The organism is Enterovibrio coralii, from assembly GCF_001559595.1.
Taxonomy (GTDB): Bacteria; Pseudomonadota; Gammaproteobacteria; order Enterobacterales; family Vibrionaceae; genus Enterovibrio; species Enterovibrio coralii.
In genome coordinates, this window is record NZ_LNTY01000058.1 from 78101 (window position 1) to 89675 (window position 11575).

The following is an 11575-nucleotide window of genomic DNA, read 5'->3' on the forward strand; positions in this document are numbered from 1 at the left end:
CTATCCGTATTAAGCGGCAACGTGCGAGAACAGGTAACCTTGATAGCCAACGAAACACGTTAGAAGCGCGATGCCTTCCCAACGGTTGATGGTGCGTGCTTTGCCCACAGCAAACAAGAACAGCAGCACGGACATGGCCAGCATGACATAGAAATCACGATCCATTGCCAGCGGGTTTAGCTCTGACGGTGCCAGCAAACCTGGCAGACCCATCACGGCAAGGATGTTGAAGATGTTGGAACCAATGATGTTACCCACGGCCAAGTCATCTTCGCCTTTCATCACGCCAGCAACAGACGCAGCTAACTCAGGTAAGCTGGTGCCAACAGCGACGATAGTCAAACCGATGACCAGATCGCTCATGCCGAATGCTTTTGCAATCACAACGGCAGAATCGACGACCATGTCGGCACTGAAAATAAGAAGTACAAGACCGACAACGACCCAGATGCCTGCTGAGATGTTGCTGACACCTTGTGGAATTTCGGCTTCTTGCTCAGCCAGGAGCGGGTCTTCTTCGCCGCTTTCTTTACCGAACTTCATCATCAGCAATAAGAATGCGCCGAACATCACGGCCAGTGCGACGCCTTCCCAGAAGCCCAAGTAGTTGTCCCACAAAATGGCACCGGCGATAACGGTCACACCCAGCATCAATGGCAGTTCGCGGCGAAGGATACCTGAGCTGATTGAAAGCGGTTTAATCAGAGCTGTAACACCAAGAATTAAGGCGATATTGGCGATGTTTGAGCCCAGGACGTTACCGACAGCGGTATCCGTTTTACCGGTCAGAGCTGCCGTCGCAGAAACCACCATTTCAGGCGCTGAACTGCCCATTGCAAGGATTGTCATACCAATGACAAGAGGAGAGATACCTACATTGCGGGCAATTGCGGCTGCACCGTAAACCAATCTGTCAGCACTCCAAACCAACAAACACAGGCCTACTACTAATAAGGCGGTCGCTTCAAACATTTAAATACCTTCTGAGATCGATAGGACGAAAGCGTAAAAGGGCAATTTTGACCGCTATTGGGGTAAATGTGAAGAAAAACGGCGATATCTCTTGATGTTAAGCCGTGACATTTTGCTAACGTACGAAATCATTGAGGATGTGTAGCGTGCTGAAAACACGCTTTGCCGCAAATACAGTGACAGAAGAGAAACCAAAAGTGCGAAATGGGAAGGTTATAAGGGGTTTCAATAACCTGTATCCAATCAAAGACAAAGCCTGCTGGTATTCTGAACGTATCTTAACCGAAACTTTGCAAATGAATACTGTGCAATTACTTGTTTTGCCCCTTTAGTGGCTCTATGATCAGTCACTTAATACTCAAGAAAATCAACGCTAAAGGCATTCGATGAGTGATGGAAATCTGGTTGAAGTGAGTCAACTGACTTTCTCTCGTGGAGACAGAAAGATTTTTGATAATGTCAGTCTCACTGTGCCTGTTGGTAAAGTGACGGCCATTATGGGACCGTCTGGCATTGGTAAAACAACGCTGCTGCGATTAATTGGCGGTCAGTTACAACCAGATGCTGGCGAAGTGATGTTCGCTGGGCAAAACATTCCGACCCTTTCTCGCTCTCGCCTTTATGACGTGAGAAAGCGCATGAGTATGCTGTTTCAATCGGGCGCGCTGTTTACAGACATGACGGTGTTTGACAACGTTGCCTTCCCACTCCGCGAGCACACTGAGCTGTCCGAGTCGCTGATCAAAACCATAGTGCTGCTAAAACTTGAAGCGGTTGGGCTTCGCGGCGCAGCGGATTTAATGCCAAGCAGTCTATCTGGCGGCATGGCGCGTCGCGCTGCGTTGGCAAGGGCAATTGCGCTGGACCCTGAGCTTATCATGTATGACGAGCCGTTTGTCGGGCAGGATCCCATCACCATGGGTGTACTGGTGTCTCTGATCAGAAACCTCAATCAAGCATTGGGTCTTACCTCTATTGTGGTGTCTCACGACGTACCGGAAGTGATGAGCATTGCGGACCACGTTTATCTTTTGGCTGATGGCAAAATTATCGCCTCAGGTTCGCCGCAATCACTGCGCGAAAACAACGACCCTCGCGTTGTTCAATTTCTTGAGGGCGACGCGGATGGCCCGGTGCCATTTCGTTATCCTGCCAAAGACATTACACAGGAGCTGTTCTCGTGATTGTGGATATGGTTCAAGCGATAGGGGCACGCGCGATGTCCGTTTCGCAAGCGATGGGACGGGCGACCTTTGTGCTACTTGGCGCATTGATTGGCAAACCGCAGCCAAAGAAAATGTTCCCTCTTTTTGTTACCCAGCTTTACTCGGTAGGCGTGCGCTCACTGGCCATCATTATGGTTTCCGGCCTTTTTATTGGCATGGTGCTTAGCTTCAAGGTTATTTGGTGCTGGCAGATTTCGGTGCTGAAGGGGCGTTGGGGCAAATGGTGGCTTTGTCGCTGCTTCGCGAGCTTGGCCCTGTTGTCACCGCACTCTTATTCGCTGGACGTGCAGGCTCGGCCCTGACCGCGGAAATTGGCTTGATGAAAGCCACCGAGCAAATTTCAAGTTTGGAGATGATGGCGGTCGACCCGCTTCGTCGTGTGATTGCGCCGCGTTTTTGGGCGGGCGTGATTTCAATGCCGCTGCTTGCGATGATTTTTATGATGGTCGGCATTTGGGGCGGTCAGCTGGTGGGTGTGGATTGGAAAGGTATCGATTACGGCAGCTACTGGTCAGCCATGCAATCTTCGGTCGAGCTTGGCTACGACATCGGACAGTCTTTCGTGAAATGTCTGGTATTTGCAATCACAGTGACTTGGATTGCCCTGTTTAACGGTTACGACGCGATTCCGACATCAGAAGGGATCAGTCGCGCCACAACGAGAACCGTCGTGCACTCTTCTTTAGCAGTGCTTGGTCTGGATTTTGTCCTCACAGCACTGATGTTTGGGAGCTAATCAATGCAACAAAACAAAAAAACTGAATTCTGGGTTGGAACCTTCGTCCTTGCGGGCATTGCAGCGGTTTTGTTGCTGATATTCCAAGTGGCAGACGTCAAAAGCTTTACGCGTGCTGACCATTACACACTCGAAGCACACTTCGACAACATTGGTGGCTTGAAAGTGCGTTCACCGGTCAAAGTGGGTGGCGTGGTAGTTGGTCGTGTCAGTGACATTTCGCTTTCAGCTCCGGATTACATTCCGACCGTTACCATGGAAATTGACAGCAAATATGGCTATTTCCCAGAAACAAGCTCTGCCGCGATTTTGACGTCTGGTCTAATTGGGGAGCAATTTATTGGCATCCGTCCCGGTTTTATCGATGAGGACATTATGTTGCTCGAAGATGGTGACCTGTTGGAAGACACGCGTTCTGCCATGGTATTAGAAGATTTAATTGGCCAGTTCCTGTATAGCGTGGGCGGCTCAGAGGAGTAAGAGAACATGAAAAAATGGATAGCAGCGGCATTTGCGTTGTTTTGTATGCTCAGCGCGCCATTTGCTTCAGCCGCAGAGGTTGATTCGACAAACCCTTACAACTTGATCAACGGCGTTGCTGACAGTGCGTTCAGCCGATTAAAAGCCGATAAAGATGTCTATCAAGCTGACCCAGAACTGTTGCGCCAAGTCGTGATTGAAGAGCTGATGCCACATATTAACGTGCGACTGGCAGCACTTAAGGTATTAGGTCCAAGAGCCAACAAAGCGACCAAAGCGCAGCGTGATGAATTCACCGATGCTTTTTATGATTACTTGGTCGCTTCTTACGCGCGAATTCTGACTCAGTACACAGATCAGCAAGTCACCGTTGAACCCGAGAAGGTGATTGATGCCAAACGTAAAGTGGTATCAGTGCGCGTAGATATTGTTGACAGTGCGCGTCCGCCAATTCGCCTTGATTTCAAACTGCGCAAGAACGGCAAAACCGGCGAGTGGCAAGGCTTTGACGTTGTGGTGGAAGGTGTGAGCATGTTGGACACCACGGCGAGTGAGTGGAGCGCGCAACTTCGTAAGAAAAACGGGATAGAAGCGGTGTCAGAAGAGATGATCGAACGTGCTAAAACGCCTATCACGAGAGAAGAGAAAGCATCGTGAATGCGCCACTCTCGTTAGAACGGCACACAAATGGACATTACTGCTTGTCAGGAGAGCTTGATCGTGACACAGTGCCTCCATTTTGGACGAACCGTGCCAACTGGCTGCCTGAAGGCGAGACAGTGACGCTGGACTTGTCTGCTTTGCAGCGAGTGGATTCAGCGGGCATGGCGATGTTGCTGCACCTGCAGCAACTGCTCAACGAAAATCAGCAGTCTTTGACGCTATGTAACGTACCTGAACAACTCAGGGTGTTGCTAAAATTGAGCAATGTAGAAAGTCTTTTCGCTGACGCACCTTAGTCAGCTCAAGAGGAATAATTGTGGAACCTACAGAAATTAAAGCAATTCTTGAAGATGCCTTGTCGCTGGAAGAGCTTCATGTAAAAGGCGATGGTAGTCATTTTGAAGTGATTGCAGTGGGTGAATTGTTTGACGGCATGTCGCGTGTGAAAAAGCAGCAAACAATCTATGGACCTCTGATGGAGCACATCAGAACAAATGCCATTCACGCCCTGAGCATCAAAGCGCTGACCCCTGCAGAGTGGGCGCGTGATAAGAAACTGATGCAACCGCTATAAGTCCACGAGGAACAGCATGCAAAAATTCCGTGTCCACGGTGGTGGCCCCCTGCGTGGTGATGTCACTATTTCAGGCGCAAAAAACGCCGCACTTCCTATTCTGTTTGCTGCACTGCTTGCTGAAGAGCCAGTAGAAGTCGCGAACGTTCCAAAGCTTCGTGATATCGATACCACGATGGAACTGCTGAGCCGTTTGGGTGCGAAAGTGTCACGCAACGGTTCTGTGCACGTTGATGCGAGCGAAATTACTGAATTTTGTGCGCCTTATGACTTGGTGAAAACCATGCGTGCGTCAATCTGGGCTCTGGGTCCATTGGTTGCGCGTTTCGGTCAAGGTCAGGTTTCTTTGCCTGGCGGTTGTGCTATCGGTGCGCGTCCTGTGGATTTGCATATCCATGGCCTAGAGCAACTGGGTGCAACCATCACGTTGGACGAAGGCTATGTGAAAGCGCACGTTGATGGCCGCCTGAAAGGTGCCCACATCGTGATGGACAAGGTAAGCGTAGGTGCGACCGTGACCATCATGTGTGCAGCGACGTTGGCTGAAGGTACGACCGTGATTGAAAACGCGGCGCGTGAACCAGAGATTGTCGACTGTGCGAAGTTCTTGAACATGCTGGGTGCGAAAGTCTCTGGTGCAGGTTCAGACAGCATCACGATCGAAGGTGTAGAGCGTTTGGGCGGTGGTTACCATGAAGTGGTGGCTGACCGTATCGAAACCGGTACTTTCTTGGTGGCTGCTGCTGTGTCTGGCGGCAAAGTGACCTGTCGTAACACCTCGGCAAAACTGATGGAATCTGTACTGGCGAAACTAGAAGAAGCCGGTGCGCTGGTTGAAACTGGCGAAGACTGGATTTCTCTGGACATGACAGATCGCGAGCTGAAAGCGGTAAATATCCGTACGGCTCCACACCCAGGTTTCCCGACTGACATGCAAGCGCAATTCACCTTGCTGAACCTGATTGCGAAGGGCACTGGTATCATCACCGAGACCATTTTCGAAAACCGTTTCATGCACGTGCCTGAACTTCAGCGCATGGGCGCACACGCGGAAATTGAAGGTAACACCGTAGTATGTGGTGATTGCGATGGTCTGAGCGGTGCGCAAGTGATGGCAACGGATCTTCGTGCATCGGCGAGTTTGGTGATTGCGGGTGCGATTGCCAAAGGCGAAACCATTGTTGATCGTATTTACCACATCGACCGTGGTTACGAGCACATCGAAGACAAGCTGCAAGGCTTGGGCGTGCACATCGAACGTTTCAGCGACTAACTAGTTGCGAGCCAAAGAAAAAAGGTCACCGGGGGTGACCTTTTTTGTATTTGTCGCTGACGGATGTAATGGCGTTTACTCATTCGCGCTAGCGCGCCGGGTCCTCTCCGATCGTCACCATCACCTCAATCGGTTTACCGTCGCGAATGACTTTAAATGGGATCACTGTTCCTGGGCGGGTATCTGCCACGATATCAAGTGCATAGCGGAAGCTATTGATAGGTTTACCGTCGATCTCCACAATAAGATCGTTCACTTTTAGCCCTGACTTCTCAGCTGGGCCATTCGGTGCAACACTGGCGATCAATACGCCTTTTACCTGCTCAGCATCGAGCAATCGCGCCATCACCTGATTCACCTCTCGACCTTCAACGCCAAGATAACCTCGGATCACACGTCCGTCAGCAATCAGTTTCTGCATGATTTTCACGGTGAGCGAATACGGAATAGCGAATGAAATGCCGTAGGTATCAATATCGGTTGCTTGCTGGAAGGAGGCAGTATTGATGCCGACCAGTTCACCGCGGCTATTTACCAAGGCGCCGCCTGAATTACCGCGGTTGATGGCGGCGTCGGTTTGGAGAAAGTCCTGACGCTGGTTAAAGCTCATGCCCGGGCGACCCGTGGCAGAGATGATCCCGAAGGTGGTGGTTTGGCCCAAGTTGTAAGGGTTACCAATTGCCAGCACGATATCACCAACAGAAGGATCGTAGCTGTCGTTAAACGGGATCACCGGAAGATCTTCAAGGTCAACTTTGACAACGGCCAAGTCCGTACGCAGATCTTTACCGACCAATTGCGCGGTGCTGATGCGTCCATCTTGCAGTGCCACGATGATTTGGTCTGCACGCGCCACAACGTGATAGTTAGTCACGATGTAGCCTTTATCACTCATGATGACGCCGGAGCCGAGTCCTTCGGCATTCAACTGGAGGCGATTTTCGTTGCTGTATCTTCGGGTATAAATATTGACGACCGCAGGTGAGGCGCGGCGAACGGCATAATTATAAGAAAGCAGAGATTCTTTGGTTTCAAACTGAACCAGGGAGACATCAGGGATCAGTTGGCTGGTGCGAAGTGAAGGGACGGCAAACAACAGAACTGCAGCGACAATGACGCCGTAGATTGCTGAACGCGTTAAAAGTGACAACATGGTCATTCCCTGCACCGACTCAATTCCAAAGAGCAAAGCATATCATTGAAATAGCGACAAGAGTAGGAGAACAAAGGAGCATCAGGAGCCCGAATTTGATTCAGACTCCTGATGGGTTTTGCGGTGATTTAGCGAATCACTAAATACATCGACGAGTCATTACGAAGGATGTTCAGAGCCAGTGCGCTCGGTTTGCTTTCCAGCTCTTTGCGCAGATCGCCAAGGTTTTTCACCTTGTTGCGATTGAGGCCAACAATGACATCACCTTCTTTCAAACCATAACGCGCGGCCACGGAGTCTTTCTCAACACTGGAGACGCGAACCCCTTTGGTTTTGCCTTCGGAGTAATTCTCTAACTCAGCACCCTTAAGGGCTTCGTGCAGTGTTTCGGCGTTGGCTTTGGCCAGTGTGGCTTCTTTGAGCTTCGCCGTCACGGTTTTCTCTTTGCCATCACGAATGATGCCAAGTTTGACGTCTTTGCCAGCACCCAAGGTGGCAATCTTGGCGCGAAGCTCACCAAAGGTACGGATATCTTTACCGTTTACGGACACGATGATGTCACCCGCCTGAATGCCTGCCGCTTCAGCCGCAGAATCTGGCACCACTTGGCTAACAAACGCGCCGTGGTTGGTTTCGTAACCAAAGGCTTCTGCCAGCTCGTTGGTCAACTCACCACCTTGAACACCCAAGACGCCGCGCTTCACTTCGCCAAACTCAAGAATTTGGTCGACAAGGTTTTTCGCCATGTTCACAGGAATCGCGAAGCCGATGCCCACGTTGCCGCCATTTGGTCCCAAAATAGCGGTGTTGATACCAATCAACTCACCATTGAGGTTAACCAGTGCGCCACCCGAGTTACCGCTGTTAATGGCCGCATCGGTTTGGATAAAGTTCTCGAAGTTTTCAAGGTTCAGGCCACTGCGGCCTAGTGCTGAAATGATGCCAGAGGTAACGGTTTGGCCAAGACCAAATGGGTTACCGATTGCGATAGCAAAATCACCCACACGCAGACTGTCTGAGTCGGCCAGCTTGATTTCAGTCAGACCGTCAGATTTTTCGAGTTTCAGCAATGCCACATCTGACATGCTGTCGCTGCCAATAAGTTCTGCATCGTATTCACGACCATCATGCAGTTGTACACGGATTTTGTCCGCGCCATCGATAACATGGTGGTTGGTGACGATGTAGCCTTTACCCGCATCAATGATGACGCCAGAGCCCAAACCACGGAAAGGGCGCTCTCTCACTTGCTCGGACGGGAAGTCAGGGCCGAAGAAAAATCGGAATGATTCAGGGATGCGTTGGGTAGAGGTATGGCTGCCTTCAACAGCAATGCTGACCACTGCCGGGCCGACAGTTTCGAGCATTGGTGCAAGGCTAGGCAGACTTTCGCCAGCAACCGCGTTAGGTAACGCAGCCGTTGCTGGCAAAGCAGTAATAGATGTACTGACGGCGAGTGCTAACGCACTCAAAGTTGCTAAAGACGTTTTTCTCATAAACACACTCCCCACAATAGGTACGAGTTAAGAGTGGGGGTGGTGTTAAAAAGTTCAATGCCTCAGTGTATCGAAAGTGTGATCGAGTTAACTCGCTTTACTCGTTTCCTCGGCATTTTTCAGCAGACCTGATGCGCCGTCGGAATAATCACGTGGTTGTTCTTGAGAGGGAGACTCATCCGTCACCTCAGAGATTTTGCTGATGCGCTTAGCAAATGGATTGTCTTGCTCAGGCAAGTTTGGCATCAGTTCTGCCGAGGTTGACGCCATGTGCTGGTAGAGTTTGCTGTAATCACGAGAAATGTTGTCCAGCAGCTCTGCACTTTGGGCAAAATGATCAACAAGCTCTTGGCGATATTGCTCTAGCTCGTAGCGTGATTTTTCTAACTCTTTTTTTAGGTCTTTTTGTTGAGCGTTATCGCGCATTGTCAGACGGGCAATGATGAAGCCGATGACAATACCGATGATCACAAAAACAAGCGTGTTGATCCAAGCCATAAGTGCTCCTTAACTTTTTCTAACGGTTTGGATGTAATGCAATTTTTTGCACGCAACGCGTCTAATGAAAAGAAATTGCATACTCCTGAATGCTCGGTTTTTACTATACATGGCAAAAGATACGCGTGGTACTATTGATTTTGAGAACATAGTTGCCAAGAGACAAGAGTTGGGTTCAGGGAATGACACCGATACAGCAATACGAAAAAGATCTGCAACGCCCAGATTTTCTTGAAGATGCTTCGCAAAAGCAGGCCGTACTGAAACTGGAAGATTTGTATCATCGACTGGTTGCAAGGCAACAAGTTGCAAAAGAGCCGGAAGGATTTTTACGGTCTCTGTTCAAGAAAAAAACCAAAAGTCTTACTCCTGAGAGGGGGTTGTACTTTTGGGGAGGGGTAGGCCGCGGCAAAACGTACTTGGTTGATACCTTTTTTGAAAGCTTGCCGTTCGATAAAAAACTGCGGATGCACTTCCACCGCTTCATGCACCGTATTCACCATGAGCTTAAGCTGCTTGATGGCGAACAAGACCCGCTCAAGAAGATAGCTGATAAGCTGGCGCAAGAGGCGGATATTCTCTGTTTCGACGAATTCTTCGTTTCTGACATTACAGATGCCATGATTTTAGGGACCTTGCTGGAAGCGTTGTTCGAGCGCGGTATCTGTTTGGTCGCGACCTCTAACATTGTGCCGGATGAGCTTTACCGCAACGGTCTGCAACGGGCGAGATTTCTACCAGCGATTGCTTTGATCAATGAACACTGTGAAGTGGTGAATGTGGATGCGGGCACGGATTACCGTTTAAGAACGTTAGAGCAGGCGGAAATTTACCACTTCCCACTCGATGCAGCAGCCGACAGTAACCTGAAGGACTATTTCTTCAAGCTGGCGACTGAGCCTTGCTTTGAAGCGCACGACATTGAAATCAATCATCGGATGCTAAAAGCAGAACGTGAAGCAGAAGGCATCGTCCACTTTGATTTTAAGACCCTCTGTGATGGGCCGCGTAGCCAATCAGATTACATTGAAATCGCTCGACTCTATCACACTGTTTTGTTGGCAAATGTTCCGCAGATGGGATCGTCTAAAGATGATGCTGCACGTCGATTTATTGCCATGGTCGACGAATTCTATGAAAGGCACGTAAAACTCATCATTTCTGCGGAGGTTTCGCTGACTTCTCTCTATACAGAGGGACGTTTGACGTTCGAGTTCAAGCGTTGCTGCTCACGGCTTAAAGAGATGCAAAGTCACGATTATCTGGCTCTTGAGCACCTTCCGTAAGCGATAACACTTATTGATAGTGTTGATATTCATCAGTTGGAGAAAAAATCGGGACTTTTTTTGAAAAAAAGGTGATTTTTTCTCCACCCTTCCTTATAATCCTGCGACCCACCGTTACTGTTGAAAGGCTACGGCCGAGGGTACCACCACTCGAAGGGGTGCTGAATGGACTCTTAACAGTGGGAGCTTCAGCTCCTTAAGTGAAATCTAAAATATATCGGGTAATTATTAGCATGAAAACTTTCGTTGCTAAACCAGAAACTGTAAAACGCGACTGGTACATTGTTGACGCAGAAGGTAAAACTCTGGGTCGTATCGCAACTGAAATCGCATCTCGTCTGCGTGGTAAGCACAAGCCGGAGTACACTCCGCACGTTGACACTGGTGACTACATCGTAGTTATCAACGCGGAAAAAGTTACTGTAACTGGCGCAAAAACTACTGACAAGATGTACCATCACCACTCAGGTTACATGGGCGGCATCAAGTCAATCAGCTTCGACAAGCTGATCGCGAAGAAACCAGAAATGGTAATCGAGCTGGCTGTTAAAGGCATGCTGCCACGCGGTCCTCTAGGTCGTGCAATGTTCCGTAAACTGAAAGTTTACGCGGGCGCAGAGCACAAGCACGCGGCACAACAACCGCAAGTACTGGACATCTAAGAGGATTTAACAATGGCAGAACAATACTACGGCACAGGTCGTCGCAAAAGCTCCGCTGCTCGCGTGTTCATCAAGCCGGGCAACGGTAACATCGTAATCAACAAGCGTTCACTGGAGCAGTACTTCGGTCGCCCAACCGCTCGCATGGTTGTTAAACAACCTCTTGAGCTGGTAGAAATGACTGAGAAACTGGACCTGTACATCACTGTTACTGGTGGTGGTATCTCTGGTCAAGCGGGTGCAATCCGTCACGGTATCACTCGTGCGCTGATGCAATACGATGAGACTCTGCGTCCTACTCTGCGTGCAGCTGGCTTCGTCACTCGTGACGCGCGTAAAGTTGAGCGTAAGAAAGTTGGTCTTCGCAAAGCACGTCGTCGTCCACAATTCTCTAAGCGTTAATTCGCTTACCGGTTTTATCCGGGAATTCTGGTCAAGAAAAAGCCTGGCATTTGCCAGGCTTTTTTATTGCCTGTCATTTACCGATCCCTTCTGTTTCAAATCCCTCTGCAAATACGCGCATACTGTCCCTATCTCATCATTTTGAAGAAATACG

Annotated in this window: 13 protein-coding genes and 1 pseudogene; 10 read left to right on the forward strand and 4 right to left on the reverse strand. The window is 49.6% G+C overall.

The window, feature by feature from the left end:
* Window positions 1-9: 9 nt before the first annotated feature.
* Window positions 10-972 (reverse strand): calcium/sodium antiporter, encoded by a 963-nt coding sequence (locus ATN88_RS21955; RefSeq protein WP_067419691.1) that lies wholly within the window; start codon window positions 970-972, stop codon window positions 10-12.
* A gap of 386 nt (window positions 973-1358) precedes the next feature.
* Here ATN88_RS21955 and mlaF point away from each other — a divergent pair, with 386 nt between their 5' ends.
* The 7 genes and pseudogenes from mlaF to murA all read left to right on the forward strand — a co-directional run bounded on the left by mlaF (window position 1359) and on the right by murA (window position 5924).
* Window positions 1359-2156: a phospholipid ABC transporter ATP-binding protein MlaF gene (gene mlaF / locus ATN88_RS21960; RefSeq protein WP_067419692.1), complete on the forward strand. Its 798-nt coding sequence runs from the start codon at window positions 1359-1361 to the stop codon at window positions 2154-2156.
* A 35-nt stretch (window positions 2157-2191) separates the two neighbouring features.
* A pseudogene (mlaE, locus tag ATN88_RS21965) lies at window positions 2192-2934 on the forward strand (lipid asymmetry maintenance ABC transporter permease subunit MlaE).
* A gap of 3 nt (window positions 2935-2937) precedes the next feature.
* The gene (gene mlaD, locus ATN88_RS21970; protein ID WP_067419693.1) at window positions 2938-3414 is read left to right on the forward strand and encodes an outer membrane lipid asymmetry maintenance protein MlaD; all 477 of its coding nucleotides are present in this window, start codon (window positions 2938-2940) and stop codon (window positions 3412-3414) included.
* 6 nt (window positions 3415-3420) lie between these two features.
* Window positions 3421-4071, forward strand: a complete 651-nt coding sequence (mlaC, locus tag ATN88_RS21975; protein WP_067419694.1) for a phospholipid-binding protein MlaC — start codon at window positions 3421-3423, stop codon at window positions 4069-4071.
* Complete coding sequence (locus ATN88_RS21980; RefSeq protein ID WP_067419695.1) at window positions 4068-4373, forward strand: STAS domain-containing protein; 306 nt, start codon at window positions 4068-4070, stop codon at window positions 4371-4373. The genes mlaC and ATN88_RS21980 overlap by 4 nt, the downstream gene beginning before the upstream one ends.
* 20 nt (window positions 4374-4393) lie before the next feature.
* Entirely contained in the window at window positions 4394-4651 is a 258-nt protein-coding gene (gene ibaG / locus ATN88_RS21985; protein ID WP_067419696.1) for a BolA family iron metabolism protein IbaG, read from the forward strand.
* A gap of 16 nt (window positions 4652-4667) precedes the next feature.
* The gene (murA, locus tag ATN88_RS21990) at window positions 4668-5924 is read left to right on the forward strand and encodes a UDP-N-acetylglucosamine 1-carboxyvinyltransferase (RefSeq protein WP_067419697.1); all 1257 of its coding nucleotides are present in this window, start codon (window positions 4668-4670) and stop codon (window positions 5922-5924) included.
* An 88-nt stretch (window positions 5925-6012) separates the two neighbouring features.
* Here murA and degS read toward each other — a convergent pair whose 3' ends face one another.
* The 3 genes from degS to zapG all read right to left on the reverse strand — a co-directional run bounded on the left by degS (window position 6013) and on the right by zapG (window position 9071).
* Window positions 6013-7077 (reverse strand): outer membrane-stress sensor serine endopeptidase DegS, encoded by a 1065-nt coding sequence (degS, locus tag ATN88_RS21995; protein ID WP_067419698.1) that lies wholly within the window; start codon window positions 7075-7077, stop codon window positions 6013-6015.
* Between the two features lie 128 nt (window positions 7078-7205).
* Entirely contained in the window at window positions 7206-8573 is a 1368-nt protein-coding gene (locus ATN88_RS22000; protein ID WP_067419699.1) for a Do family serine endopeptidase, read from the reverse strand.
* An 87-nt stretch (window positions 8574-8660) separates the two neighbouring features.
* On the reverse strand, window positions 8661-9071 hold the full coding sequence (gene zapG / locus ATN88_RS22005) for a Z-ring associated protein ZapG (RefSeq protein ID WP_067419700.1): 411 nt from the start codon (window positions 9069-9071) through the stop codon (window positions 8661-8663).
* Window positions 9072-9253: 182 nt separating this feature from the next.
* Here zapG and zapE point away from each other — a divergent pair, with 182 nt between their 5' ends.
* The 3 genes from zapE (at window position 9254) to rpsI (ending at window position 11421) form a co-directional block, all read left to right on the forward strand.
* Window positions 9254-10357, forward strand: a complete 1104-nt coding sequence (zapE, locus tag ATN88_RS22010; protein WP_067419701.1) for a cell division protein ZapE — start codon at window positions 9254-9256, stop codon at window positions 10355-10357.
* A 233-nt stretch (window positions 10358-10590) separates the two neighbouring features.
* Window positions 10591-11019, forward strand: coding sequence for a 50S ribosomal protein L13 (gene rplM, locus ATN88_RS22015; RefSeq protein WP_067419702.1), 429 nt, complete (start codon window positions 10591-10593; stop codon window positions 11017-11019).
* Window positions 11020-11031: 12 nt separating this feature from the next.
* Window positions 11032-11421, forward strand: coding sequence for a 30S ribosomal protein S9 (gene rpsI / locus ATN88_RS22020; RefSeq protein ID WP_067419703.1), 390 nt, complete (start codon window positions 11032-11034; stop codon window positions 11419-11421).
* Window positions 11422-11575: the final 154 nt, after the last annotated feature.